Origin of the sequence: Streptomyces sp. GMY02 (assembly GCF_019056675.1) — a bacterium.
Taxonomy (GTDB): Bacteria; Actinomycetota; Actinomycetes; order Streptomycetales; family Streptomycetaceae; genus Streptomyces; species Streptomyces odonnellii.
Genome location: NZ_CP077658.1, coordinates 750,386 through 774,894, shown reverse-complemented (window position 1 = coordinate 774,894; position 24,509 = coordinate 750,386). Strand labels below are relative to the sequence as shown.

Sequence of the window (24,509 nt, the reverse complement as noted above, 5' to 3'; positions counted from 1 at the left end):
GAGGGTCCAACCCGCAATGAACAGACCGGTGTTACCCCTTCGCGCTCCCGGTGCGATCGCCGTCATCACCCTCGCTCTCGCGCTCGCCACCGTTTTCGCGGCGCCCACCGCCACCGCCGCCCGTCCCGCCACCACCTCAGTGGTCACCTGGGGCGCCAGCGCCGACCGGCTGGACGCCGCCGTCGCCGGCCGCAGCCACCGGATCGTCGTGCACACCAGTGCCGGCGGCAGCGCACTGCGGATCCGGCTCTCCAACGCCTTCGGTGAACAGCCGGTGACCTTCGGCCGCGCCTACGCCGGGGTACGGGCCTCCGGCGCCGCCGTGGCCCCCGGCACCAACCGCGCGCTGTCCTTCGGTGGCGCCGCCTCCGTCACCGTGCCGCCGGGCGGCTCCGTCTACAGCGACCCGCTGCCCGGCACCGTACGCCCGCAGTCCGATCTCGCGATCAGTGTGTACGTACAGAACGCCGCCGGTACGGCCACCGGCCACCGGATGGGGCACCAGACCTCGTACATCGCGCCCGCCGGTGACCACACGGCCGAGGAGGCCGCCACCTCGTACACCCAGCAGACCGGCTTCCGCTACTACCTCGACGCGGTCGTGGTCGACGCCCCGCGCGGCACCGGGGCGGTCGTGGCGCTGGGCGACTCGATCACCGACGGCGCCAGCTCGACCGCGAACACCAACCGCCGCTGGCCCGACTTCCTCGCGGGCCGGCTGGCCGCCGACCCCGGCACCACGCTCAAGGGGGTCGCGAACGAGGGGATCTCCGGCAACAAGGTGCTCTCCGACGGTGCCGGGGTGAGCGCGCTGAAGCGGCTGGACAGGGACGTCCTGTCGCAACGCGGCCTGCGTACGGTGATCCTGCTCGAAGGCGTCAATGACATCAAGGCCAACCCCGCGCCCACGGCCGCCCAGCTCATCGACGGATACCGGCAGATCATTGACCGGAGCCATGCCGCCGGTGTCTGTGTGGTCGGCGCGACCGTCATGCCGTACGAGGGCTGGGGGGAGTGGAACGCGGGCGGTGAGGCGGTCCGCCAGCAGGTCAACTCCTTCATCCGCGGCGGGGCGTTCGACGCGGTCGTCGACTTCGACGCGGTGGTCAAGGACCCGGCGGCCCCGGCGAAGATCCTCCCCGCGTACGACAGCGGGGACCATCTCCACCCGAACGACGCGGGGATGAAGGTCATGGCCGACGCCATCGATCTGCGAAGCCTGCGCTGCGACCGGTAACACCCGTGGTGCGCCAGGGGGTTGGGAAATTCCTCCGTTGCGGGGCCTTCCCGCCTCCTGGCGCATCCGCTGCCGCCGGTGCTCAGCCCAGCAGCCGCAGAGAGGTCGGGGATCTGCCCACCCGCACGGTCTGACCCCATGTCAGCTCCAGTGCGTCGCTCTCCATCCCGTCCCCGAAGGCGACCAGCCGGTCCGACTCGACGGTGAGCCGTAGCCGTTCCGTGGCGGTCAGCACCCCGGCCACCAGCGAGGTGCCGGTGGCCGGGGAGGGCCAGGCCTCCCGTACGTACCAGAGCAGCCGGGGCTCGGCCGGGCCCGGTGGCGGCGGCCCGCCACCGCGTTCGCGGCGCAGCGAACCCAGCCAGCCGGTGGCGCCCGTACCGGTGCCGACCAGCACCCCCGAGGACGCCTGGGCCTCGGCGGGAGCGCTCTCGTCGTCGGGGCCGAGACGGTAGCGGGCGGTCTGGTGGCCCGGCCTGCCGAGATAGATCTCGTTCAGCGCGAGCAGCCGCTGGGCGTCGTCGGTGACCGCCTCCACCATCGTCAGTTCGTCCACGGTGCCGGAATCGGCGGTGGCCGCCCGCAGCAGCGCGGGCGCGTCGGCGGCGCGGTGGCGCACCAGTACACCTGGGTTGCGGCCGGGGTCCGTGTCGATGCCCACCACCGGCTGGCCGGACAGATATTTGGCGGTGTTGGCGACCAGACCGTCCTGGCCCACCACGACCACCACGTCCTCGGGAGCGAACAGGAACCGGTCCAGATCGGCGCGCTCCACCCGGGCCTGCCGCCACAGCGACGGCACCGCCGTTGCCACCTCGGCCAGCGCCCGGCGCGCCCGCCGGTGCCGCTCCGCGACCTCCTCGATGGACCGGCCGCGCGAGGAGAGGAAGAAGGCGGCCTGGCCGTGGGTGCCGTGCCGGGCGAGCAACTCCTCGTACTCACTGGTGCGGTGCACCAGCACCGCGCGCGGCGCGAGACTCACGCTTCGTCCCCGCCGGGACGGCCCAGCCTGGCCAGCAGGCCGGTGAGCACATCGGGGGAGAGGGTGACGCTCTCGACACGCGGCAGGTTCTCGGCGAGCCGGGTGGCGGCCAGCGCGTGCAGGGTGGCGGCCTCGACCTCGGCGTGCACCCTTAGCCAGGCGGACTGGGCGGCGGCGCGTGCCTCGCCGGTCTCGCGCGCGGCCTCCGCCCCGGCCCTGGCGAGCCGTACGGTACGGAGGGCCTCGGCCTCCGCCCGTATCGCGTCGGCGGCGGCGCTCTCCTCGGCCTCGCGGCGGGCGTTGGTGCCGTGCTGCTCGACCAGCCGCTCCTCCCGGCGGGCCAGTTCGATCCTGCTCGCGAGTTCGTTCTCGGCGATGGTCCGCTCGCGTTCGACGGCCACGGCCCTGCGTTCGTAGGTGGCGCGGTCCGCCTCCTGCTGGATCTGCTCGCGGGCGGGGGTGCGCAGCGCGCGCTCCACCTCGGGCTCGGGGCGTACGGCGACGACACGTACCGCCACCACCTCGATCCCGGTGGCGGGCAGCCGCGGTTCCGCACCGAGGCCCTCGGAGATCCGCTCGCGCACCGACGCCACACCGTCCGCGAGAGCCGCCGAGAGCGGGGTACGGGCCAGCACGTCGAGGGCGTGCTGCTGGGCGGTCTCGGTGAGCAGGGTGGCGATCTGCTCCAGCGGCGCGCCGCGCCAGGCACCGGTGTCCGGGTCGATGGAGAAGTCGATACGGGCGGCGGCGGTGGCCGGGTCGCTGATCCGGTAGGTCACGGTGGACTGCACCGTGACGTCCTGGAAGTCGGCGGTACGCGCGTGGAAGGCCATCGCCAACTCGCGGTCGTCGACCGGGACTTCGGACAGCGCGGCGGTCAGCGCCCGGAACCGGAAGCTCAGCCCCGGTCCGTCGTGGACGAGCTTGCCGCGCCGGTGGTGGCGGACATGGGTGGTGGGCGCGGAGCGGAGATGGCGCCGGCCGAAGCGGCGAGTGATGTCGGCCATGGAAAGTGACCCCCTCTTTTTCGTCACGGCGACGATATTGGGCCGGTCTGTTTATCGTCAAGGTGACGTGAGTGGGTGGCTCGTCGGCCGTGTTCTTCAGCGCTCGCCGCGGTCGAGGACGGCGCCCCCGGACGGGCGGTACCGGACGGGCGGTATCACTCGCAGTAGACCCGCATCTTGGAGCCGGGGTCGTCGAGGTCGACGATGAGATCGTCGAGGTGCTCGATGAGGTCGTCGAGGTGCTGCGGCTTGAGCTCGGCGAGGTCGATCGGCACGCCGGCCTTGTCCAGCTCCGCGTTGACCTTGGTGACGGCCACCGGTGGGATCAGGGTGGTGAGCCGGACGCCGGCGCGCAGCAACTGCAGCGGGATGCGGATGTTGAGCCGGGTGGGGCCGTCGCCGGCGGTGTCGTCCTCGGCGTCCATCACCACGCGCAGATACTTGGGGCGGGCCTTCGGGCGGGAGGCCGTTCCCGGCAGCGTCTCGGGCTGCGTGCGCTGGAGCGCTTCGAGCAGCCGCTCGGCCTCGTCCGCGGTGATCTTTCCTTCGGCCAGCATCTCCAGGATCTGGCGGCCCTGCTCGTTCATGTGTGTCCTCCCGTTTCGCTGAGTCATCTCACGCTGACCAGTACGACTGTCCGGCTCTGCTCCATCTCGAACCGGGCGCCGGGCAGCGCCCACAGCACCCGTCCGGCACCGCGCAGCGCGCCTCCCGGGCTGATCCGGAACATGCGGCATGCGACATATCCGCCCAGCACGGCGAGCACCAGCAGCGGTGACAGCACCAGTGCCACCGGCACGACGGGGATGTACATCCGCACCCGGCGGCCGTTGGAGCGGCGCACGCGCACCGTCACGAGCTGCGGGATCATCGCCCCTCCAGCTCGGCCAGGGCGTCCTCGGCGCTGATCTCTCCCCGGCGCAGGCGGTCGACGACGTCGGCGGCGCTCGTGGGCGCGGGGTCGACGTCGACGAAGTCGAGGTGCTCGGCGATCCGCTTCAGCCGGGCCTTGACCGTCGGGTAGCTCACCCCGAAGATCCTCTCCATCTCCTTGATGGATCCGTGCGCCCGGACGAACGCGGCGACGAAGATCTGGTCGTCGATGCCGAGCTGGGCCAACTGCGGCGGCTCGAACCGCCCCTCGATCGCGATGCCGCTGTCGGCGAGGCGGACCCGCTCGACCGTGAACGGCCGACCGCGCGTCAGGTCCGTCAGGTCCTGCCAGTCCATCCTCGGCTCCTTGTTCTCCGCGACCTGTTCATGCGTCATGTCTACCTTGAGATTTTTAAGGAGTCAACCAGTAGATATTGAGTTTCATAATTCCGATCTTGATTATGTGACATGGTGAGGTCAGGCCCGGGGCCGTCACGGCGACCCGTACGGCCCAGCAACGCTGCCCCTCGGCGCCACGAGCCGCCGAGAGTGGAGTCGTACGTCCGTCCCCCTCGGCCATCGCTCGATGGCGCCCGCCTTCCGGAGCCCGCCATGACGACCTGTGTGAACCGTCGCGACCTCGGTCTGCTCGCCCTGCGGCTCGGCATCGGAGCCGTGCTCGTCGCCCATGGCGGCCAGAAACTCTTCGGCTGGTTCGGCGGCGGCGGGATCGAGGGCACCGCGCAGGGCATGGAGGCCATGGGCTACCGGCCGGGCAAACCCAGCGCGGTGGCCTCGGGGGTCGCCGAGGCCGGCGGCGGGCTGCTGCTGGCGCTGGGCCTGGCCACCCCGGCGGCCGGAGCGGCGGCGGCCGGCGGGATGGCGGGGGCGTCGGCGGTGCATGTGCCCAACGGCTTCTTCGGCCAGTCCGGCGGCTTCGAACTGCCCGGCTTCCTCGGCTGGACGGCCGCGTCCCTCGGTCTGACGGGCGCGGGCCGCTACTCCCTGGACCACGCCACCTGTCACCGCCTCGACCGGTCCTGGATGGTCCCTGCGGCCTTCGCGGTCAGCGCCGCGGCGGCGGCCGCGGTCATCGGGAAACGGGCGAAGGCGATGGCGGCATCCCGGGAGCCCGAGGAGGCGGCCCTGAACGGTGCCTGACCGGCGGCCCTGTGGACGCCGGGGGTGACTGTCAGTGGTGGATGCGATGCTGCGGGGATGAAACCCTGGAGCCTGCTCGACCTCGACAAGGCCCTGCGAACGAGCTGGGCCGCCGACACCTGCTCACCGGACGACCGCGCCGACTGGCACCCCGCCAACCCGGCCTGGGGCCACTGTGACATCACGGCCCTGATCGTCCATGACATGTTCGGCGGTGACCTCATGCTCGGCGAAGTGCACCTCGACGGCGACCAGCACGGCTACCACTGGTGGAACCGACTGCCCAGCGGTGTCGAACTCGACCTGACCCACGAGCAGTTCACGCGAGGCCAGACCGTCACCGCCCGGCGCGCCGTGGCCCGCCCGCCGGGCCCCCTGCCCCGTCGCCGGGACGAGTACCTCCTCCTGCGCGAGCGGGTCGCCGAGCACCTCGGTCATCCGGCATGGCTCCGCTGAGGTCGGCAGCGGTCGGGAGCAGGGCGCGACGACCCGCGCCACGCGTGCCACCCGACGGGCGCAGGCAGGTCCTACGGGTTCGCCGGCTGCGCCGTCGGTTCCCGCAGGCGTTCCATCGCGACGAGTGCCACGTCGTCCTGCAATCGGCCGTTCACGTGTCTCAGCAGGTCCTTCATCACGACTTCCAGAAGCTGATCGGGTTCGCGCCAGCGCAGTTGGGCCATCCGGTCGGACGCCGGATAGAACATGCCGGCGGCATCGCGCGCTTCGAGCAGGCCGTCTGTGTGGAGCAGGAGTGTTTCGCCGGGCTCCAGCCGGAAGACATCGAGGTGGTATTCCTCGGCCGGACCGGCGAGGCCGAGGGGAGGCGCGGGCTGTGCCGAGCGCAGGGGCTCGGCCGGGCCGCCGTCGGAGCGCAGGGGCGGCGGGTGGCCGCAACTGATCATCCGGACCACAGGGGTGTCGTCGGGCACCTCGACCGCCAGGACGGTGATGAACCGTTCACCGCTGTCGCGGTCGGCCGCGCTGACCTCCTTGAGATGCCTGCGGACACTGCCCTCCAGGGAGGCGACCAGCTCCGGCAGGGTGGCGGCCCGGTGCGCGGCCTCCCGGAAGGCGCCCAGCACCGTGGTGGCGTCGTCGACCGCCGGAAGCCCGTGACCCCGTACGTCCCCGATGATGAGCCGGACCGCGCCGGGGATCCGCGCCGCCGCGTACAGATCGCCGCCGATCTGCGCCTGGGCCGCCGCCGAGCGGTACACCGACGCGATCCGCAGCCGTCCGATCCGGCGGGGAAGGGGGCGCAGGACCGCGCGCTGCACCGTGTCGGAGACGGTTCGGACCTGGTTGAACGCCTTCGTGTCCAGCCCCCGCAGATACCAGAAGAGCAGGACCAGACCGCACACCACGAGCTGATCGATCACATGGATGGGCAGGATCGCCGAGTTCAGCAGGCCGTCCCGGATGTCCAGGGAGACCCCGGCCACACACGAGACCGCGGTGATGACCCCCGTGACCCCGGGGCCCGCGAGTCCCGCGGTCATCGCGGGGACGGCCACCAGGAGCGAGGCCAGATGGATTTCGGGGGGAACGAGGAAACCCGCTACCGTGACCGTGCACAGCACGGCCACCGGAAGCAACTTGGGCGCCTGCGACAGCGATCTCATGACCGCCGGCTGCTGGGCCGCCGCACTGCCCGGCATTCGCAGGCGGCTGGTCGTGGCAGCCTCGAAGAGCCGCGCCAGAGCGGCGAGAATACGTTGCGGCTTCATCCTCCGGCGGAGTGCTTCCATGGTGTGCCTGTGCTTGAGCGGTGTGCCGACGGGCGACAGACGTTCGCGGGCGCTGCCGGTGTCCGGTGCTTCCCTGCGGCCCAGGTCCGGCCGTGATTGGTGAAGGATAGTACAGAAATGCACTTTTCCGGGTTATATTCCGCAGGCTGGACGCCCATGTCGGTCCCGACAACCGCGTGGTCGCACCGAATCAGGGAGAGCACTCTCATGTCAGATCTCGACATCCGCGACCACCGCTCCGAGGGCCGGCTGGAGGCGTATCAGGACGGCCGGGTGGTCGGTTCGATCGTCTATCTCACGCTCGACGCCGCCGAGGTCCCGCCGGCGCTGGTCGCGGTGCACACCGTGGTGGAGCAGGGGCACGAGGGCAAGGGCATCGCGGGCGCGATGGTGCGCGAGCTGTACGCGATGGCCGGGCGCGAGGGCGTCCCCGTCGTGCCGGTCTGCCCGTACGCCGCGCGGTGGGCCCAGCGCCATCCCGAGGACGCGCCGGCGGCCCCCGCCGACGTGGTCAAGGCCGCGTTGGAGGGACTCAAGGAGGCTCGGGACCCCCGCCAGGACTGAGGCGGCGTGGGCGCCTGGCCGATGACGCTGTCCGTTCCGGCGTGCTTTGCCCGGTCAAGTGGAGAATGCCGGTCGCGGTACTAGCATCGCGATCATGCTGACTCTGCTCCATACCTCCCCGGTCCATGTCCCGGTCTTCGACGCCCTGCGGGACGTGGACCACCCCGGACTCGCCCTCCGCCATGTCGTCGACGAGTCCCTGCTCATCAGGGCGCGGGCCGAGGGCCCCGAATCCGTGGCCCAGGACATCGCGGCGGCGCTCGCCCCCGCGGTCGCCGAGGGCACGACCGCCGTGCTCTGCACCTGCTCGACCATCGGCGAGGTCGCGGAGAAGACCAGCGCGGTCCTCGGCGTGCCCGTGCTGCGGGTCGACCGGCCGATGGCCGCGGCCGCCGCGGCGGCCGGCCGGGTCGTCGTGGTCGCCGCCTTGGAGAGCACACTGGAACCGACGGCCGCGCTGATCCGCCAGGAGGCGGCGGGGCGCCCGGTCGATCTGCGCATGGTGCTGGTCGAGGGCGCCTGGGAGCGCTTCGAGGCGGGCGACCGCGACGCCTATCTGGACATGGTGGCCGCCGTGGTGGACGGGATCACCGGAGCGGATGTGGTCGTACTGGCCCAGGCGTCTATGGCCGACGCGGCCGACCGTACGACCTGTGGGATCCCGGTGTTCTCCAGCCCGCGCCCGGGCCTGAACGCCGCTGCCGCGGCCGCCGCCGCGATCTGACGCCGGTCCGGCCGGGCGGTACGGAAAACCTCCCGGGTGCCCCTCAGCGCCACCGGGTGTTCGCCGCGCGGGCGCTGGCGACGGATCACGCGTGGACCCGGCGCGCGGGGGCACGCGCACCGGGAGAGAGTGAGAACGCAGGACGCCCGCACCCCTGGAGGCAAGGCCATGACCAGCCCGAACCCCGCCCCCGTACACCCCGATCCCGTGCACCCCGACCCCGTACCGCCCGGGTCCACCCCGCGGCCCGGACCACCGGGCCCCGGGCCCGACCCGGTGCCACCGGCTCCACCGCCGATGCCCACACCGCCGCCGCACCCGACGCCCCCGCCGGGACCCGGTCCCGTACCCACACCGGACCCGATTCCGAGCCCGCCGCCGCCGGGCCCCGGACCCGTACCGCCGCCGGAGCCGGAACCCTCACCCGGGCCCCTGGGACGGCGCCCGGCGGCGATGACCTGACGGACCCGGCGACGGGACCTCAGCGGGAAGCACGCGCTACGCGGAGACCTCCGAGCGGTCGCCGCCCCACAGCGTGTGGAACGAGCCCTCGCGGTCCGTGCGCCGGTAGGTGTGCGCGCCGAAGAAGTCCCGCTGCCCCTGCGTCAGCGCGGCGGGCAGCCGCTCCGCGCGCAGCGCGTCGTAGTACGACAGCGCCGCCGCGAAGCCCGGCGTCGGCACGCCCTGGTGCACGGCCGTGGCGACGACCGCGCGCCAGTCCTCCTGTGCCGCGCCGATCTCCTCGGCGAACTGCTTGTCGGAGAGCAGGCTCGGCAGGTCGCGCTGGGTGTCGTACGCCTCGCGGATCCGGTCCAGGAACGCGGCCCGGATGATGCACCCCGCCCGCCAGATCGCGGCGACGGAACCGAGGTCGATGTTCCAGCCGTACTCCTCGCTGCCCGCCTGGATCTGGTGGAAGCCCTGGGTGTACGAGACGATCTTCGAGGCGTAGAGCGCCTGCTCGACCTGGTCGGCGAAGCGCGCCGCGTCCGCCTCGGAGAGCGGCGCCGCCGTCGGGCCCGGCAGCGAGCGGGAGGCCTCGCGCAGCCCGGCGTGCCCGGAGAGCGAGCGTGCGAACACCGCCTCGGCGATACCGGAGACCGGGACCCCCAGGTCGAGGGCGATCTGCACGGTCCAGCGGCCGGTGCCCTTCTGCTCGGCCTGGTCGGTCACGATGTCCACGAACGGCTTGCCGGTCGCCGCGTCCGTATGGGCGAGCACCTCGGCGGTGATCTCGATCAGATACGAGTCGAGCCGTCCGGTGTTCCAGGACCTGAAGGTCTCCGCGATCTTCGCGGGGGAGTAGCCGGCCACGGACCGCAGCAGGTGGTACGCCTCGGCGATGAGCTGCATGTCGGCGTACTCGATGCCGTTGTGCACCATCTTCACGAAGTGGCCCGCCCCGTCCGGACCGATGTGGGTCACACACGGCGTGCCGTCGGGCGCCTTCGCCGCGATCCGCTCCAGCAGCGGGCCGAGCGAGGCATACGACTCGGCGGAACCGCCGGGCATGATGCTCGGACCGTGCAGCGCGCCCTCCTCACCGCCCGAGATGCCCACACCGACAAAGTGGATCCCGCGCTCGCGCAGCTCCCGCTCCCGGCGCCGGGTGTCGGCGAAGTGGGCGTTGCCGCCGTCGATGATGACATCGCCCTCCTCGAGCAGCGGGGCGAACTCCTCGATCACGGCATCCGTCGGACCACCGGCCTTCACCATGATGATCAGCCGGCGCGGACGCTCCAGCGCCGCGACGAAGTCCGCCGCGGACTCGGCCGCGACGAAGGTGCCCTCGTCCCCGAACTCGTCCACCAGAGCACGCGTCTTCGACACGGTGCGGTTGTGCACCGCGACCGTCAGGCCGTTGCGGGCGAAGTTCCGGGCGAGGTTGCGGCCCATCACCGCGAGCCCCGTGACACCGATCTGGGCTGTTCCACTCATGTCGTGTGCTCCTGGGTATCCGTCGGATGCGCCGCGCGCCACCGGTGAGTCCCGCCGAAAGGCGGTACGTACGGCGGAGCGCGGCTGTTCATCAATCGTCAAGCGCGCCTGGACCTTGTGCATTTCCGGGCCTGTGGCATCGTGCCGTAGTTCTCCGTGTGAGCGCGAGGCGCACACTGCGCAGGTGTGACCGGGCTTCCGAATGCCCGCTCCGGTCACGGCGATAACGTGTACCGCACCGGGCGCCGAACGGGCTCGTACCGGGCACCAATCGGGCAGCGGCCCGGATGGTTGAACCCCCGATTGCCGGAGTGACCAGCGTAAACGTTCTTGGTGAAACGGGCATGAACGGGCACAGCCAATGTTGCGAAGAAGCTGGTGGCGGCGGGTCCCTTGCTTGTACAAACGACGCATGAGCCCGAACGGGTGCTGAGCCGCAGCAAAGCAGGGAAGTGTGTGGTCGTGGACACCGACGAGCGCCGACGAGAAATCCTTGAGATCGCCCGACGAGACGGATCGGTGGAGGTCACCGCGCTGGCGGGGAGACTCCGGGTCGCCAAGGAGACCGTACGGCGAGACCTGCACGCCCTGGAGGAACACGGACTCGTACGGCGCACCCACGGCGGCGCCTACCCGGTGGAGAGCGCCGGGTTCGAGACCACCCTCGCGGTACGGACCACCCGGCTCGTCCCCCAGAAGTCACGGATCGCGGTCGCCGCGGCCGATCTTCTCGGTGACGCCGAGACGGTCTTCGTCGACGAGGGCTTCACCCCGCAGCTCGTGGCCGAGGCACTGCCCCGGGACCGCCCGCTGACCGTGGTCACCGCCTCCCTCGCGGTGGCGACCGCGCTCGCGGACGCCGAGAAGATCGCCGTACTGCTGCTCGGCGGCCGGGTCCGGGGCTCCACCATGGCCACGGTCGACCACTGGACCACCCGGATGCTCTCCGAGTTCGTCATCGACCTGGCGTACGTCGGAGCGAACGGCATATCCCGCGAGTACGGGCTCACCACCCCCGACCCCGCGGTCAGCGAGGTGAAGGCACAAGCCATGCGGAGCGCCCGGCGACGGGTCTTCGCCGGGATCCACACCAAGTTCGGCGCGGTCAGCTTCTGCCGCTTCGCCGAGGTCGGTGACTTCGAGTCGATCGTGACGGACGCGGGGCTGCCCTCGGCCGAGGCCCAGCGGTACTCGCTGCTCGGGCCGCAGGTCATCCGGGTCTGATCCGGTCCGGCCCGCTCATTTTCTCTCGTACACCCTTTCGTACATCCATAGGTCCTCCAGTACCCCTATAAGCACCCATAAATCCCACTGCGAGTCCTCCGGAATCCTCGCAGTCCCTCCGCAGTCCCCCTGTCCCCAGCAACCCGCAATCCCAGGAGAGAACGTCATGCCCCTCCAGCCACTTCAGCACCTCCAGCAACGACGGCGTCGCGGAAGCCGAAGCGGGATCCAAGCCGCGGTCGCGAGCGCGGCCCTGATCGCCCTGCTCGCGGGGTGCAGCGGCGCGGGCGGCACCTCCTCCTCGGACGGTGACACGCTCAATGTGCTGATGGTGAACAACCCGCAGATGGTCGAGCTGCAGAAGCTCACCGCGGACAACTTCACCAAGGACACCGGAATCAAGGTCAACTTCACGGTCCTGCCGGAGAACGACGTCCGCGACAAGATCACCCAGGACTTCTCCAACCAGGCCGGGCAGTACGACGTAGCCACCATCAGCAATTTCGAGGTGCCCTTCTACGCCAAGAACGGCTGGCTCCACCCGCTCGACGAGTACTCCGCCAAGGACAAGGCCTTCGACCAGGCCGACATACTCAAGCCGCTCCAGGACTCCCTCACCGCCGAGGACGGCAAGCTCTACGGCGAGCCCTTCTATGGCGAGTCGTCCTTCCTGATGTACCGCAAGGACGTGTTCGCGGCGAAGAAGCTGACGATGCCCGCGAAGCCCACCTGGGCGCAGGTCGCCGATCTCGCCGCCAAGGTGGACGGCGCGCAGAAGAACATGCGGGGCATCTGTCTGCGCGGACTGCCCGGCTGGGGCGAGGTCATCGCCCCGCTGACCACGGTCGTCAACACCATGGGCGGCACCTGGTTCACCAAGGACTGGGAGGCGCAGCTCACCTCGCCCGAGTTCACCAAGGCCACCAATTTCTATGTCGACCTGGTGCGCAACCACGGCCAGGCGGGCGCGCCGCAGTCCGGCTACGCCGAGTGCCTCAACAACATGACGCAGGGCAACTCGGCCATGTGGTACGACGCCACCGCCGGCGCCGGATCGCTGGAGGCCAACGGCTCCCCGGTCAAGGGCAAGATCGGCTACGTACCGGCCCCCGTCGACAAGACCGAGAGCTCCGGCTGGCTCTACACCTGGGCCTGGGGCATGCAGAAGGCCTCCACCAAGACCGAGAGCGCCTGGAAGTTCATCTCCTGGGCCTCCAGCAAGGAGTACGAGAACCTCGTCGGCGAGAAGATCGGCTGGGCCAATGTCCCGGCCGGCAAGCGGGCCTCGACCTACGCCAACCCGGACTACCTGAAGGACGCGGCGGCCTTCGCCGAGGTCACCAAGCAGGCCATAGCCAGTGCGAACCCGCGTGACCCGGGCACCCAGCCGCGGCCGACCGTCGGTATCCAGTTCGTCGACATCCCCGAGTTCACCGACCTGGGCACCAAGGTCTCCCAGGAGATCAGCGCCGCCATCGCCGGCAAGAAGTCGGTCGCCGACGCGCTGAAGACCTCGCAGGCTCTCGCCGAGAAGGTAGGCAAGGAGCAGCAGTGAGCACCTCCCTCGGTACCGCCCCCCTCTCCCCGGCCGGCGCGTCGCGCCCCGGCGCGCCCCGGCGCGCCGGCCGGGGGCCACCGGCCGGGCCCGCGCCTGGGCCACCCGGGCCCCGCTGCTGCCCGCGCTGATCTTCCTGGTCGCGGTCACCCAGTTGCCCTTCGTGGCGACCCTGGTGATCTCGCTCTTCGACTGGAACTCGCTGGCGCCCGACGAGCGCGCCTTCGCCGGACTCGCCAACTACGGCTCGGTGTTCTCCGACGAGAGCCTGCGGGAGTCGGTGTTCACCACCGTCCTGCTCACCGCGAGCGTCGTGATCGTCAGTGTGATCCTCGGGCTGCTGCTGGCCCTGCTGCTGGACCGCAAGTTCCTCGGCCGCGGCTTTGTCCGTACGCTGCTGATCACCCCGTTCCTGCTGGTCCCCGTCTCGGCGGCGCTGCTGTGGAAGCACGCGCTCTACAACCCCGAGTACGGCCTGTTCAACGGGGCCTGGGCGTGGTTCACCGGACTCTTCGGGGTCTCCAGCCCGGCCCAGCCGGACTGGATCTCCGACATGCCGCTGATCGCGGTCGAGGCGGCCCTCGTCTGGCAGTGGACGCCGTTCATGATGCTCATCCTGCTCGCCGGACTCCAGAGCAGGCCCGCCGAGATCATCGAGGCCGCCAAGCTGGACGGCGCCACCACCTGGCAGACCTTCCGCTATCTGACACTGCCGCATCTGCGCCGCTATCTGGAGCTGGGCGTGCTGCTCGGCTCGATCTACATCGTGCAGAACTTCGACGCGGTCTTCACCCTCACCTCGGGCGGGCTCGGCACCGCGAACCTCCCGTACACCATCTACCAGACCTTCTACCAGGCTCACGAGTACGGACTGGCCTCCGCCGCCGGAGTCGTCGTGGTCATCGGCACGATCGTGATCGCGACCTTCGCCCTGCGTGTGGTCTCGTCCCTCTTCAGTGAGGAGGCGAACCGCGCATGAGCGCACTCTCCGCCCCGCACGCCGCACCGGTCGCCCGGCCCAGGATCGATCCGTACGCACCCGCCGCCCGGCGGGCCAGGCGGCGCTCCGCCGGGCTCGGGCTGCTGGCCTGGATCGTCGGGATCGTCTTCTGTCTGCCGGCGCTGTGGATGCTGCTCACCTCCTTCCACTCGGAGGCGGACGCGGCGACCAACCCGCCGTCCTTCGCCGCCGGACTGACCCTCGACAGCTACCGGGTCTTCTTCGGGGCCGACGGCGGCGCGAGCCCCTGGCCGCCGCTGATCAACTCCCTGACCGCGTCCGTGTTCTCCACGGTGTTCGTGCTCGTCCTGGCACTGCCCGCGGCGTACGCGCTCTCCATCAAGCGGGTGGAGAAGTGGACGGACGTGATGTTCTTCTTCCTCTCCACGAAGATGCTGCCGGTCGTCGCCGGACTGCTGCCGGTGTATCTCTTCGCGAAGAACACCGGGATGCTCGACAACATCTGGCTGCTCGTCATCCTCTACACCTCGATGAATCTGCCCATCGCGGTGTGGATGATGCAGTCCTTCCTCGCGGACGTGCCGGTCTCCATCATCGAGGCCGCACAGGTGGACGGCGCGCGGCTGCCGACCGTACTGGCGCGGGTGGTGGCCCCGGTCGCCGCGCCGGGCATCGCGGCCACCGCGCTGATCTGCTTCATCTTCAGTTGGAACGAGCTGCTCTTCGCCCGGGTGCTCACCGGGGTGACGGCCCAGACCGCTCCTGTTTTCCTGACGGGCTTCGTCACCAGCCAGGGCCTCTTCCTCGCCCAGCTCTGCGCGGCGTCCGTCGTCGTCTCCCTGCCGGTGCTCGCCGCCGGTTTCGCCGCCCAGGACAAGCTGGTCCAGGGCCTTTCTCTTGGAGCTGTTAAGTAATGAGGGCAGCGATCGTCGAAGCCGTCGGCAAGGTCTCCGTCACGACGGTGCCCGACCCCGCCCCGGGCCCCCGGGACGTGGTCGTGTCCGTCGCGGCGTGCGGCCTCTGCGGCACCGATCTGCACATTCTCCAGGGGGAGTTCGCGCCCACCCTGCCGATCGTGCCCGGCCACGAGTTCGCGGGCGAGATCGTGGAGATCGGCTCCGACGTCACTGAACTGGCCGTCGGTGACAAGGTCGCCGTCGACCCTTCGCTCTATTGCCACGAGTGCCGCTACTGCCGGGCCGGACGGGGAAACCTGTGCGACCGGTGGAACGCGATCGGGGTCAGCAAGCCCGGCGGCGCGGCCGAGTTCGCGGTCGCGCCGGTTGCCAACTGCGTCAGGCTGCCCGACCACATCGACGTACGGGACGCGGCGCTGATCGAGCCGCTGTCCTGCGCGGTCCGCGGCTATGACGTGCTCAGCTCCACCCTCGGCGCCGAGGTGCTGATCTACGGCTCGGGCACCATGGGACTGATGATGCTGGAACTCGCCAAGCGGACCGGTGCCGCCACCGTCGATGTGCTGGACATCAACCCGGACCGGCTGGCGACCGCCGCCGAGCTGGGCTGCTCGCGCTCCGCCGCCTCGGCCGACGAGTTCGACCGGCCGCGCGGCTGGGACGTCGTCATCGACGCCACCGGCAACGCCGCGGCCATCCAGGACGGGATCGGCCGGGTCGCCAAGGGCGGCACCTTCCTCCAGTTCGGTGTCTCCGACTACGCGACGAAGGCGGTCATCGAGCCGTACCGCATCTACAACCAGGAGATCACCATCACCGGCTCCATGGCGGTGCTGCACAGCTACGAGCGGGCCGCCGCGCTGTTCGCCGCCGGGGTGCTCGACCCCGCGGTCTTCATCAGCGACCGGCTGCCGCTGGAGGAGTACCCGCAGGCGATCGAGCGGTTCAAGGCGGGTCTCGGCCGCAAGATCGTGGTCGAGCCGTGAGCGGAGCCGCCGTGCGGCCGGGCGCCGTCCTGGTGATGGGGGAGGCGCTCATCGACCTCGTACCGTCACCGCGTGAGCCGCGGACGTACCACGCCGAACCGGGCGGGGCACCCGCCAATGTGGCGGCCGGACTGGCCAGGCTCGGTACGCCGAGCTGGTTCGCGGGCGCGCTCGGCGGCGACGGCTTCGCGCGGATGATCGAGGAGCGGCTGGTCTCGGCCGGTACCGAACTCGGTCTGTGCGCGCGCTCGGAGCTGCCCACCACGCTCGCGGTCGCCGACCCGGGCCCGGACGGCACCAGCTACCACTTCCACTTGCGGGACACGGCGACGTTCCGGCTGCCGGACCACGCGGGCGAGGTGGAACGGTTCGCGGCCGTGTACGCGGGCGGGGTCGCGGCGGTCGTCGATCCGGCCGCCGAGGCCGTCGCGTCCACCGCGCGGGCCGCCGCCGGGCACACCCTGCTGGTGGTGGACCCCAATGTGCGCGAGGACCGGACGATCGATCCGGAGGCGGGCGGGCGGCGGCTGCGCGAACTGTGCGGCCTGGCGCAGGTGATCAAGGCTAGTGACGAGGACATGGCCCGGCTCTGGCCCGGCGTGGACCCCGACGAGACCTGCCGGCGGCTGGCGGGGGAGGGCAGACTGGTGGTGCTCACCAGGGGCGCCCGGGGCAGTACGGGCTACGCGGGCCCGGCCGAGCCGGTGTCGGTGCCCGCGGTGCCGGTCGAGGTGGTCAACACCATCGGTGCGGGCGACGCCTTCATGTCGGGCGTCCTCAACTGGCTGACCACGACCGGCGCTCACCGCGACGGGGGCGCCGACGCGCTCTCGCGCGACCAGGTGACACGGATGCTGGGCTTCGCCTCGCAGGTGGCCGCCTCGGTCTGCGCCCAGACCGGTACGGAACCCTCAATACCGGCCAGTATCTGAGCGATTGAGGGAACTCCGCCGCGTCCGGAGCCACCGTCCGACCTCCCCAGGACGGTGGCTCCGGCCGTTTCACGGCGAATGAGGGCGTGTCAGGCGGCCTTGCCTGACCCGCCGTTGGCCGCGCGGATGATGTCCGCGTAGTGGTGGCCGCTGCCCTTGATCGTGCGGCGCTGCGTCTCGTAGTCCACATGGACCAGACCGAACCGCTTGTCGTAGCCGTACGCCCACTCGAAGTTGTCCATCAGCGACCAGGCGAAGTACCCGGCGAGCGGCGCGCCCTTCTCCACCGCCCGCGCACAGGCCGCGAGGTGCTCGTCCAGATAGCGGGAGCGCTCGGGGTCGTCGACGGTGCCGTCCGCCTTCACGGTGTCGGGGAAGGCCGAGCCGTTCTCGGTGACAAAGATGCGGCGCGCGCCGTACTCGTCGGTGAGGCGGAGCAGAAGCTGCTCCAGACCCTCGGCGTGCACCTCCCAGCCCATGTGTGTGTGGCGGGCGCCGGGCACGTCGACCTGGCGGGCGAAGGGGGCGGGCCCGGTCGGGTCGTCCTGGACGATCTGGCGGAAGTAGTAGTTCAGCCCCAGCCAGTCCAGCGGCGTGGCGATGGTCTCCAGGTCGCCGGGGCGCTGCGGCAGGTCCACTCCGTACAGGTCGAGCATGTCCTGCGGGTAGCCGCGACCGTGGATCGGGTCCAGCCACCAGCGGTTGGTGTGCCCGTCGGCGCGCACGGCCGCCGCGCGGTCCGCGTCGCTGTCGCTGGCCGGCTCGATCGGGCTCAGGTTGTTGACGATGCCGACGCGGGCGTCCGAGGAGGCCGCGCGGATCGCCTGTACGGCGAGGCCGTGCCCGAGGTGCAGATGGTACGAGGTGCGCACCGCGGCCGTGAGGTCCTTCAGACCGGGCGCCATGGTGCCTTCGAGATGGCCGATCCAGGACGAGCAGAGCGGCTCGTTGAGGGTCGCCCAGTCCTTCACCCGGTCACCGAGCCGCTCGGCGACGGCCGAGGCGTACGCGGCGAAGTGCTCGGCGGTGTCACGGGAGGGCCAGCCGCCGCGGTCCTGGAGGATCTGCGGCAGATCCCAGTGGTAGAGCGTGGCGAACGGGGTGATGCCCGCCTCCAGCAGCCCGTCCACCAGCCGGTCGTAGAAGGCGAGTCCCTTCTCGTTCACCGGTCCGTCGCCGCCGGGTACGATCCGCGGCCAGGCGATCGAGAACCGGTACGCGTCCACGCCGAGCCGCTTCATCAGCCCGATGTCCTCGGGCACACGGTGGTAGTGGTCGCAGGCCACATCGCCGGTGTCCCCGTTGTCGATGGTGCCGGGCGTGTGCGAGAACGTGTCCCAGATCGAGGGGGTGCGGCCGTCCTCGGCCACGGCTCCCTCGATCTGGTACGCGGCGGTGGCGACGCCCCAGGTGAAATCGGCCGGAAGGGCGTTGAGGTCGTTCACGGACTGCCTTTCTGAAGTGGTCACTTGACGGCGCCCGCGGTGAGGCCGGCGACGAGATAGCGCTGGAGGAGAAGGAACCCGACGACCACGGGCACGCTGACGACCAGCGAGGCGGCCATGATCTGGTTCCAGTAGACGTCGTTCTGGGTGGCGTACCCCTGGAGGCCGACGGCCAGGGTCCTGGTGGTGTCGTTGGTCATGACCGAGGCGAAGAGGACCTCGCCCCAGGCCGTCATGAACGCGTAGACGGCGACGGCGACGATGCCGGGGACCGCGGCGGGCACCACGACCCGGAACAGCGCCCGGATGGGCCCGCAGCCGTCCACCATGGCGGCCTCGTCCAGCTCCCTGGGGATCGAGTCGAAGTACCCGATCAGCATCCAGATGGAGAACGGCAGCGAGAACGTCAGATAGGTGAGGATCAGGCCGCCGCGCGAGCCGTACAGCTCGACGCCCGTGGTGTTGCCGATGTTCACGAAGATCAGGAACAGCGGGAGCAGGAAGAGGATGCCGGGGAACATCTGGGTGGAGAGCACCGTGACGGTGAAGACCCGCTTGCCGCGGAACCGGTAGCGGCTCACCGCGTACGCGGCGAACACCGCGATCACCACCGAGAGCACGGTCGCCGAACCCGCCACGATCAGCGAGTTGACGAAGTACTTGGCCAGCGGAACGGTCGACCAGATGTCGATGTACGGACGGATCGTGAAGTTCGCCGGGAACCACTCGAAGCTGCCCGACACGTCTTCCAGCGGCTTGAGCGAGCTGCTGACCATCACATAGACGGGCAGCAGCGCGAAGGCCGCCAGCAGTGTCAGTACGACGCGGCGCGTCCAGACGAACGACTGCGGCGGTGCGATGGGAGACCTGGGCCTAGACATTCGAGCCCTTCCTTCCCCGTGAGGTGAGGAGCAGATAGACCGCCGTGACGACCAGCAGGAAGAGCAGCAGCAGTACGGACATCGCGGAGCCGGAACCGAAGTTCCAGGTGACGAACGACGACTGGTAGATATGGATCGAGATCAGGTCCGCCGCTGCCGGCGCCGACTTGCCGAACAGCACATAGGGCGTGTTGAAGTCGTTGAACGTCCAGAGGAACAGGACGAGCACCAGCACCTGGTTGACCGGGCGCAGCGACGGCAGGGTGATCTTTCGGATCTGCTGCCAGATGCCGGCCCCGTCGATGGAGGCGGCCTCGTACAGATCGCGCGGAATGTTCTGGAGCGCGGCCATCAGCATCAGGAACGCGAAGGGCCAGGACTTCCAGAGCGAGACGACGACCAGCGCGATGAAGCTGTTGTTGCCGATCAGCCAGAACGACGGTTCGTCGGTGAGGCCGAGCTGGTCGTGCAGGACGTGATTGATGATGCCGTTGTCGTGCTGGAACATGAACGCCCAGGTGATGACCGCCGCGTAGACGGGCAGGGCGTACGGCACCAGGAAGATCGTCCGCAGTACGTTCCGGCCGCGGAAGTTCTCCTGGAGCATGATCGCCGCTGTCACTCCGAAGAGCCAGGACAGCCCGACGGAGAGCACGGTGAAGGCGCAGGTCACCAGGAACGAGTGGAGCAGCGCCTGCCCGATGGGGGCGTCGAAATCGATGGCGATCTTGTAGTTGTCGAAACCGGCGGAGGGGGAATTGCCCCAGTTCCGGATGAAGAACTGGGTGAGCTGCCGGAAGCTCACCCAGATCCCGATCACCATCGGGATGATGTGGATGAGCAGTTCGAGCACAACCGCGGGCAGCAGCAGGAGATAGGGCAGACCGCCCTGACGGATCCGGTCGGGGATGCGCAGCAGACGACGTCCGCGCGCACCCCCGTTGTCCGTCTTCTCCGGATTGCCCGCCTTGTGCCCACTGCTGGGTGTCACGGTGGCGGTCATGGGGAGAGCCTCACTGCGCCATCTGCTGCTGGGCCTTGGTCAGGGCCGCCTTGACGGATTCGGTGGTCACCGGCTTGCCGGCCGCAGCGTCGGCCCACAAGCCCTTGACGGCCGCACCGACGGTCGTCTCGAACTGCGACTCGTTCGCGACCTGGGGGAGCGGGGCGGCGCTGGTGGAGAGCGTGTCGCGGAGGACCTTCAGGTCGGGCGCGGCGAACGCGGCATCGGACTGCGCGGCCTTCACGGGCGGGATCGCGCCGAAGGTCTTGTTGAGCAGCTTCTGCTCTTCGTCGCTCGTCATGAACTTCACGAACTTCTTGGCGCCGTCGATGTTCTTGGTGTTCTTGAACACCGCGATGTTGATGCCCGCGACCATGGAGTTGGTCTGGGTGCCGGAGCCCGGGGTGCCGGACTGGACCGGAACGGGGGCGACGCCCCAGTCCTCGGGCTTCATGCCCTGCGAGGCGAAGGTCGAGGCCGCGGCCTGCCACAGCACCATGGCGGTCTTGCCCTTGGAGAAGTCCTGGAGGGACTGGTTCTGGGCGTACTCCGCGTTGCCCGGAGCGATGATCTTGTCCTTGGCCATGAAGTCGATGTACTGCTTCACAGCGGCGACCGCGCCGTCGGAGGTGAAGGTCGGCTTGCCCTCCTTGTCGAAGAAGTCGACGCCGTGCTGCTTACCGAGGGCGAAGACCTGGTGGATGTTGTTGGAGTTGTTGCCGCCCTCCGCGCCCAGCGCCCACTTGCCGTCCTTGGAGATCTTCTTGCCGTCCGCGACCAACTGGTCCCAGGTGGCGGGCGGCTGGGTGATGCCGGCGTCGGCGAACATCTTCTTGTTGTAGTAGAGCGCGTACGCCAGCGAGTACAGCGGCACGGCGGCGGGGTCCTGACCCTCCGCACCGGCCGAGGCGACCGCCGACTCGACGAAGCGGTCCCGGCCGCCGATCGCGTCGAAGTTCTTCTGGTCCCACGGCAGCAGCGCGCCCGTGGCCTGCAGCGAGGCCGACCAGGTGTTGCCGATGTTCAGCACGTCGGGGCCCTGACCCGAGGCGGTGGCGGCGAGGATCCGGTTGAGCAGATCGGACCAGGGGATGACTTCGAGATTGACCTTGATGCCGGTCTGCTGCTCGAACTTCTTCAGTTCGGGCGTGAGTATCTTCTTGTCCGCCTCGATGTTGGGCCCCTGGTTGGATGCCCAGTACGTCAGGGTTTTGGGTGATTCGTTACTTCCGCCGTCGCTGGAGGAACCGCCGCCGCAGCCGGTGACGGCCGTGAGGGCACTGACGATGGCGACTGCTGCTGCGGCTCTGATGGTGCGCATGTGGGATGGCCCCTTTCCGGGGGTGGCAGCGTTCGGGAGTCGAACGGCCTCCATGACTTAATTTATGACGTGATTTAAGAGGTGAGGGAAGGTCGCGTCAAGGTTTGTGACCGGGGTATGTTGCGTCCACGGAAGGAGCACCATGGGAGAGCGCGGCAGACGGACGGTGCGTGACCTGCGAAGGGACAACCGTGCCAGGGTTGTACAACGGTTGTATTTCGACGGTCCGCTCAGCCGCCAGGAGCTCGGTCCTGCCACCGGGCTGAGTTCAGGCTCTATCAGCAACGTCGTTGCCGAACTCGCCGCGGAGGGCCTTCTGGAGGAGGCCGGCGTGGTCGACTCGGACGGCGGCCGCCCCCGTACGCTGCTGCGCGTCGCCCCCGGCGGCGGACTGCTCATCGGCATCGACATCGGCGAGACCCGGGTCCGGGTCGAGCTGTTCGACCTGTCCCTCACGGAACTGGCCCGCACCGACCGGCTGCTGGCCCAGCACGGTTACGATGTCGAACGCATCGTCTCCCACGTCCGTACCGGTGTCGCCGACGTGCTGCGCGACACGGGGGCCGACTCCGGGCAGCTCCTCGGCATCGGCATCGGGGTCCCCGGGATCATCGAGCGCCGTGGCCGGGACGGCGCCGTGGTGCACGGGCAGACCATCGGGTGGACCGCGGTGCCGTTCGAGCGACTGCTGCGCGAGGTCCTCGACGTACCGTCCGAAGTGCCGCTGTTCATCGACAACGGAGCCAAGACGCTCGGGCAGGCCGAGATGTGGTTCGGCGGCGGCCGGGGCGCCGGTACGGCCGCGATCGCGCTCATCGGCTCCGGTGTCGGCGCGAGCGTCATCCACGGCGGCGCGCTGGTCGAGGAGAGCGGCCGGGGCAGCGCGCTCGAATGGGGCCACACCACCGTGCACATGCGCGGCCGCCGCTGCCGCTGCGGCTCCATCGGCTGTCTGGAGGCGTACGCCGGAGCGGAGGCGATGCGCGAGCGCTGGTACGAGGCGGGCGGACCGCTGCCGGACGACGCGGACGACGAGACGGCGCTGGCCGCGCTGCTCGGAGCGGCCTTCCCCGGACCTGACGGGCCCGCGCCCGACCCGGTGGCGGTGTCCCTGCTCGACGACACCGCGGAGTGTCTGGGGGCGGCCGTCGCCGATCTGACCAATCTCTTCCTGCCCGACCGCATTCTGCTCGGCGGGTGGGCGGGGCTGCTGATCGGACCGCATCTGCTGCCCGCGATCCGGCGGCACGCGGAGGCGTACGCGCTGACGCACGCGGCGGCGCGCACCACGATCGAGCTGGGGCAGCTCGGCCCGGACGCGGTCACGGTGGGCGCGGCGACCCTGCCGCTCGCGGCGTTCCTGGCCCGTGGCGGCAGCCGCCCCCGCGTCCCCGGCCCGGCCGCCGAACCGGACCCGGGGGGAGTCGCGGCGCCACGCCGCTGGCGCCGCGCGTCGACACCGACGGGCGGCACACCGGGGTGAGACCCGGCCGGGACTAGGGGGTGTCTCGCCGATCTTGCCGGGCTCGCGGGGCCCGGCACGCACGCTCGCGGCGTTGTCGTCAGTCGCCTACGCTCCGCTTGGGCTCCCTCCTCCGCCTTGCGATCGCACGCACCGGACCCCGCTCACCGATCCGGCCGGATCGGCAAGACACCCCCTAGAGGCTCACGGGCACAGCGCCCGCCGGACGTCTCCGGTGTCTTGGCGGGTGTCGCGCCGATCTCGCGGGGTCCGGTAGGCACGCTCGCGGCGTTGCCGTCGGCCGCCGGGACTCCGCCCTGGCTCTCTCCTCCGCCTTGCGACCGCACGCACTGGAGCCCACTGACCGATCCGGCCTGATCGACAAGACCCCCTGGCCGCGGTCCGCAGGCTCCGGGGCTGGTCGCTGCGCCCGCCGTCGTCGTCAGGCCGAGTCGCGTACCACCAGGGACGGTTCGAAGATCACCGAGGTGACCGCGCGGTCCGAGCCGGACAGGCGGTCCAGCAGAAGGCGGGCCATCTCCGCCGCCATCTCCTCCACCGGCTGCCGGATCGTGGTCAGCGGCGGCCGGCACGCCAGCGCCGCGCTGCTGTCGTCGAAGCCGACCACCGCGACATCCTCCGGCACCCGTCTGCCGTGCTCGCGCAGCACATGGCACGCGCCCACCGCCATCAGGTCGTTCGCCGCGAACACCCCGTCCAGATCCGGGTGTTCGGCGAGCAGCCGCTCCATCGCGCTCTCACCGGTCTCCTGGGTGAACCGTCCCTCGGCGATGGGGATGTACGGATGGCCGTGCCGTGCCATCGTGTCCCGGAAGCCCGCGAGCCGGTCCTGGCACGCCGGTACGTCCAGCGGCCCGGTGATCGTGGCGATCCGCCGGCAGCCGCGCGCCAGCAGATGTTCGGCCGCCAGCCGCGCGCCGTCCTGGTGGGCGAGATCGACATAGCTGATACGGGCCGGCCGGGCGGGACGCGCGTACAGCACGGCGGGCAGCCCCGCGTCCGTGATCAGCTCGGGCAGCGGATCCTCGGCGTGGGTCGACACGACGAGCGCGCCGTCCGCGCTGCCCTGCCGGAGATACGAGACGACCTCGTCGCGGGCGCCGGACGTCTCGGCGAACATCAGGACCGGGTACATGCCGTGCGGCCGCAGGTAGTTGACGACACCCGTCACCACCCGGCCGAAGAACGGGTCGGCGAAGACCCCTGCCGTGAAGGAGTTGTTCGCGCTGTCCGGCCCGGCGTCCCCGTCGCCTTCCGTAGAGCCCTGGGCAGCGACGGCCGGGGCGGTCGCCGAGCCGTCGGACGAGTCGTCCCCCGCCCCCGAGACCACCAGCGCGATCGCGTCCGCGCGCCGGGTGACCAGGGAGCGGGCCGCGCGGTTGGGCGTGTAGCCGGTCGCGGCCACCGCCTGCCGTACGGACTCCTGTATCACCGGGTCGACATTCCGGACACCGTTGACGACCCGCGAGACCGTCGCGCGCGACACACCGGCGGCTCGCGCCACATCCTCCAGGGTGGGCGCTCCGGCCGGTCGCGGGTGTTCCGTCATGCCCCTATTTATAGCAGC

At 70.4% G+C, this 24,509-nt stretch carries 24 protein-coding genes; 12 read left to right on the top strand and 12 right to left on the bottom strand.

All coding sequences use genetic code 11. The features are described from left to right. Positions 1-16: 16 nt before the first annotated feature. On the top strand, positions 17-1,237 hold the full coding sequence (locus tag KQY30_RS03270) for an SGNH/GDSL hydrolase family protein (protein ID WP_217305468.1): 1,221 nt from the start codon (positions 17-19) through the stop codon (positions 1,235-1,237). A gap of 82 nt (positions 1,238-1,319) precedes the next feature. On the opposite strand, the gene KQY30_RS03265 is transcribed toward KQY30_RS03270, so the two are convergent. The 5 genes from KQY30_RS03265 to KQY30_RS03245 all read right to left on the bottom strand — a co-directional run bounded on the left by KQY30_RS03265 (position 1,320) and on the right by KQY30_RS03245 (position 4,495). Continuing rightward, on the bottom strand, positions 1,320-2,219 hold the full coding sequence (locus KQY30_RS03265) for an NAD(+)/NADH kinase (RefSeq protein ID WP_217305467.1): 900 nt from the start codon (positions 2,217-2,219) through the stop codon (positions 1,320-1,322). Beyond that, on the bottom strand, positions 2,216-3,226 hold the full coding sequence (locus KQY30_RS03260; RefSeq protein ID WP_217305466.1) for an SPFH domain-containing protein: 1,011 nt from the start codon (positions 3,224-3,226) through the stop codon (positions 2,216-2,218). Before KQY30_RS03260 ends, KQY30_RS03265 begins: the two co-directional genes overlap by 4 nt. A 155-nt stretch (positions 3,227-3,381) precedes the next feature. Continuing rightward, positions 3,382-3,813: a hypothetical protein gene (locus KQY30_RS03255; protein WP_217305465.1), complete on the bottom strand. Its 432-nt coding sequence runs from the start codon at positions 3,811-3,813 to the stop codon at positions 3,382-3,384. A 23-nt stretch (positions 3,814-3,836) separates the two neighbouring features. Then, positions 3,837-4,097: a hypothetical protein gene (locus KQY30_RS03250; protein WP_217305464.1), complete on the bottom strand. Its 261-nt coding sequence runs from the start codon at positions 4,095-4,097 to the stop codon at positions 3,837-3,839. Continuing rightward, on the bottom strand, positions 4,094-4,495 hold the full coding sequence (locus tag KQY30_RS03245) for a DUF2089 domain-containing protein (protein ID WP_254406916.1): 402 nt from the start codon (positions 4,493-4,495) through the stop codon (positions 4,094-4,096). The genes KQY30_RS03250 and KQY30_RS03245 overlap by 4 nt, the downstream gene beginning before the upstream one ends. A 216-nt stretch (positions 4,496-4,711) precedes the next feature. On the opposite strand from KQY30_RS03245, the gene KQY30_RS03240 reads away from it, so the two are divergent. Together KQY30_RS03240 and KQY30_RS03235 are read left to right on the top strand one after the other, a co-directional pair. Continuing rightward, positions 4,712-5,260, top strand: coding sequence for a DoxX family protein (locus KQY30_RS03240; protein ID WP_217305463.1), 549 nt, complete (start codon positions 4,712-4,714; stop codon positions 5,258-5,260). 57 nt (positions 5,261-5,317) lie between these two features. Further along, positions 5,318-5,716, top strand: coding sequence for a hypothetical protein (locus KQY30_RS03235; protein WP_217305462.1), 399 nt, complete (start codon positions 5,318-5,320; stop codon positions 5,714-5,716). Positions 5,717-5,787: 71 nt separating this feature from the next. Here the strand turns inward: KQY30_RS03235 and KQY30_RS03230 are convergent, their stop codons facing one another. Next, a complete protein-coding gene (locus KQY30_RS03230; protein WP_254406915.1) occupies positions 5,788-6,987 on the bottom strand; it encodes a PP2C family protein-serine/threonine phosphatase in 1,200 nt (399 codons plus the stop codon). A 228-nt stretch (positions 6,988-7,215) separates the two neighbouring features. On the opposite strand from KQY30_RS03230, the gene KQY30_RS03225 reads away from it, so the two are divergent. Together KQY30_RS03225 and KQY30_RS03220 are read left to right on the top strand one after the other, a co-directional pair. Next, positions 7,216-7,572, top strand: coding sequence for a GNAT family N-acetyltransferase (locus tag KQY30_RS03225; protein ID WP_217305461.1), 357 nt, complete (start codon positions 7,216-7,218; stop codon positions 7,570-7,572). A gap of 94 nt (positions 7,573-7,666) precedes the next feature. Next, positions 7,667-8,296, top strand: coding sequence for an aspartate/glutamate racemase family protein (locus KQY30_RS03220; RefSeq protein ID WP_217305460.1), 630 nt, complete (start codon positions 7,667-7,669; stop codon positions 8,294-8,296). Between the two features lie 498 nt (positions 8,297-8,794). Here KQY30_RS03220 and gndA read toward each other — a convergent pair whose 3' ends face one another. After that, complete coding sequence (gene gndA, locus KQY30_RS03215; RefSeq protein WP_217305459.1) at positions 8,795-10,234, bottom strand: NADP-dependent phosphogluconate dehydrogenase; 1,440 nt, start codon at positions 10,232-10,234, stop codon at positions 8,795-8,797. A gap of 462 nt (positions 10,235-10,696) precedes the next feature. On the opposite strand from gndA, the gene KQY30_RS03210 reads away from it, so the two are divergent. The 6 genes from KQY30_RS03210 to KQY30_RS03185 all read left to right on the top strand — a co-directional run bounded on the left by KQY30_RS03210 (position 10,697) and on the right by KQY30_RS03185 (position 16,809). Beyond that, positions 10,697-11,458, top strand: a complete 762-nt coding sequence (locus KQY30_RS03210) for a DeoR/GlpR family DNA-binding transcription regulator (RefSeq protein WP_046502102.1) — start codon at positions 10,697-10,699, stop codon at positions 11,456-11,458. 166 nt (positions 11,459-11,624) lie between these two features. After that, entirely contained in the window at positions 11,625-13,013 is a 1,389-nt protein-coding gene (locus tag KQY30_RS03205; RefSeq protein ID WP_217305458.1) for a sugar ABC transporter substrate-binding protein, read from the top strand. Positions 13,014-13,128: 115 nt separating this feature from the next. Beyond that, positions 13,129-13,992 (top strand): carbohydrate ABC transporter permease, encoded by an 864-nt coding sequence (locus KQY30_RS03200; protein ID WP_217310703.1) that lies wholly within the window; start codon positions 13,129-13,131, stop codon positions 13,990-13,992. Further along, the gene (locus KQY30_RS03195) at positions 13,989-14,888 is read left to right on the top strand and encodes a carbohydrate ABC transporter permease (protein ID WP_046502106.1); all 900 of its coding nucleotides are present in this window, start codon (positions 13,989-13,991) and stop codon (positions 14,886-14,888) included. The genes KQY30_RS03200 and KQY30_RS03195 overlap by 4 nt, the downstream gene beginning before the upstream one ends. Further along, a complete protein-coding gene (locus KQY30_RS03190) occupies positions 14,888-15,877 on the top strand; it encodes a zinc-dependent alcohol dehydrogenase family protein (RefSeq protein WP_217305457.1) in 990 nt (329 codons plus the stop codon). The genes KQY30_RS03195 and KQY30_RS03190 overlap by 1 nt, the downstream gene beginning before the upstream one ends. Positions 15,878-15,912: 35 nt before the next feature. Beyond that, positions 15,913-16,809 carry a PfkB family carbohydrate kinase gene (locus KQY30_RS03185; RefSeq protein ID WP_217310702.1) on the top strand — a complete coding sequence of 299 codons (897 nt, stop codon included), beginning with the start codon at positions 15,913-15,915 and terminating at the stop codon, positions 16,807-16,809. An 89-nt stretch (positions 16,810-16,898) separates the two neighbouring features. Here KQY30_RS03185 and KQY30_RS03180 read toward each other — a convergent pair whose 3' ends face one another. The 4 genes from KQY30_RS03180 to KQY30_RS03165 are packed head-to-tail and all read right to left on the bottom strand — an operon-like array spanning position 16,899 to position 21,459. Continuing rightward, the gene (locus tag KQY30_RS03180) at positions 16,899-18,254 is read right to left on the bottom strand and encodes a GH1 family beta-glucosidase (protein ID WP_217305456.1); all 1,356 of its coding nucleotides are present in this window, start codon (positions 18,252-18,254) and stop codon (positions 16,899-16,901) included. Positions 18,255-18,274: 20 nt separating this feature from the next. Next, positions 18,275-19,135 (bottom strand): carbohydrate ABC transporter permease, encoded by an 861-nt coding sequence (locus KQY30_RS03175; RefSeq protein WP_217305455.1) that lies wholly within the window; start codon positions 19,133-19,135, stop codon positions 18,275-18,277. After that, complete coding sequence (locus KQY30_RS03170; RefSeq protein ID WP_217305454.1) at positions 19,128-20,138, bottom strand: carbohydrate ABC transporter permease; 1,011 nt, start codon at positions 20,136-20,138, stop codon at positions 19,128-19,130. The genes KQY30_RS03175 and KQY30_RS03170 overlap by 8 nt, the downstream gene beginning before the upstream one ends. Positions 20,139-20,148: 10 nt before the next feature. Further along, positions 20,149-21,459, bottom strand: coding sequence for a sugar ABC transporter substrate-binding protein (locus KQY30_RS03165; protein ID WP_217305453.1), 1,311 nt, complete (start codon positions 21,457-21,459; stop codon positions 20,149-20,151). A gap of 142 nt (positions 21,460-21,601) precedes the next feature. On the opposite strand from KQY30_RS03165, the gene KQY30_RS03160 reads away from it, so the two are divergent. Continuing rightward, positions 21,602-22,942, top strand: a complete 1,341-nt coding sequence (locus tag KQY30_RS03160; RefSeq protein WP_217305452.1) for an ROK family transcriptional regulator — start codon at positions 21,602-21,604, stop codon at positions 22,940-22,942. A 421-nt stretch (positions 22,943-23,363) separates the two neighbouring features. Here the strand turns inward: KQY30_RS03160 and KQY30_RS03155 are convergent, their stop codons facing one another. Further along, complete coding sequence (locus KQY30_RS03155; RefSeq protein WP_217305451.1) at positions 23,364-24,491, bottom strand: LacI family DNA-binding transcriptional regulator; 1,128 nt, start codon at positions 24,489-24,491, stop codon at positions 23,364-23,366. Positions 24,492-24,509 lie beyond the last annotated feature (18 nt).

Coding starts and splice junctions, on each gene's coding strand:
- KQY30_RS03270 (WP_217305468.1), top strand. CDS start 17: ATGAACAGACCGGTGTTACCCCTTCGCGCTCCCGGTGCGATCGCCGTC.
- KQY30_RS03260 (WP_217305466.1), bottom strand. CDS start 3,226: ATGGCCGACATCACTCGCCGCTTCGGCCGGCGCCATCTCCGCTCCGCG.
- KQY30_RS03255 (WP_217305465.1), bottom strand. CDS start 3,813: ATGAACGAGCAGGGCCGCCAGATCCTGGAGATGCTGGCCGAAGGAAAG.
- KQY30_RS03250 (WP_217305464.1), bottom strand. CDS start 4,097: ATGATCCCGCAGCTCGTGACGGTGCGCGTGCGCCGCTCCAACGGCCGC.
- KQY30_RS03245 (WP_254406916.1), bottom strand. CDS start 4,495: ATGACGCATGAACAGGTCGCGGAGAACAAGGAGCCGAGGATGGACTGG.
- KQY30_RS03240 (WP_217305463.1), top strand. CDS start 4,712: ATGACGACCTGTGTGAACCGTCGCGACCTCGGTCTGCTCGCCCTGCGG.
- KQY30_RS03235 (WP_217305462.1), top strand. CDS start 5,318: ATGAAACCCTGGAGCCTGCTCGACCTCGACAAGGCCCTGCGAACGAGC.
- KQY30_RS03230 (WP_254406915.1), bottom strand. CDS start 6,987: ATGAAGCCGCAACGTATTCTCGCCGCTCTGGCGCGGCTCTTCGAGGCT.
- KQY30_RS03225 (WP_217305461.1), top strand. CDS start 7,216: ATGTCAGATCTCGACATCCGCGACCACCGCTCCGAGGGCCGGCTGGAG.
- KQY30_RS03220 (WP_217305460.1), top strand. CDS start 7,667: ATGCTGACTCTGCTCCATACCTCCCCGGTCCATGTCCCGGTCTTCGAC.
- gndA (WP_217305459.1), bottom strand. CDS start 10,234: ATGAGTGGAACAGCCCAGATCGGTGTCACGGGGCTCGCGGTGATGGGC.
- KQY30_RS03205 (WP_217305458.1), top strand. CDS start 11,625: ATGCCCCTCCAGCCACTTCAGCACCTCCAGCAACGACGGCGTCGCGGA.
- KQY30_RS03195 (WP_046502106.1), top strand. CDS start 13,989: ATGAGCGCACTCTCCGCCCCGCACGCCGCACCGGTCGCCCGGCCCAGG.
- KQY30_RS03190 (WP_217305457.1), top strand. CDS start 14,888: ATGAGGGCAGCGATCGTCGAAGCCGTCGGCAAGGTCTCCGTCACGACG.
- KQY30_RS03185 (WP_217310702.1), top strand. CDS start 15,913: ATGGGGGAGGCGCTCATCGACCTCGTACCGTCACCGCGTGAGCCGCGG.
- KQY30_RS03175 (WP_217305455.1), bottom strand. CDS start 19,135: ATGTCTAGGCCCAGGTCTCCCATCGCACCGCCGCAGTCGTTCGTCTGG.
- KQY30_RS03170 (WP_217305454.1), bottom strand. CDS start 20,138: ATGACCGCCACCGTGACACCCAGCAGTGGGCACAAGGCGGGCAATCCG.
- KQY30_RS03165 (WP_217305453.1), bottom strand. CDS start 21,459: ATGCGCACCATCAGAGCCGCAGCAGCAGTCGCCATCGTCAGTGCCCTC.
- KQY30_RS03160 (WP_217305452.1), top strand. CDS start 21,602: ATGGGAGAGCGCGGCAGACGGACGGTGCGTGACCTGCGAAGGGACAAC.
- KQY30_RS03155 (WP_217305451.1), bottom strand. CDS start 24,491: ATGACGGAACACCCGCGACCGGCCGGAGCGCCCACCCTGGAGGATGTG.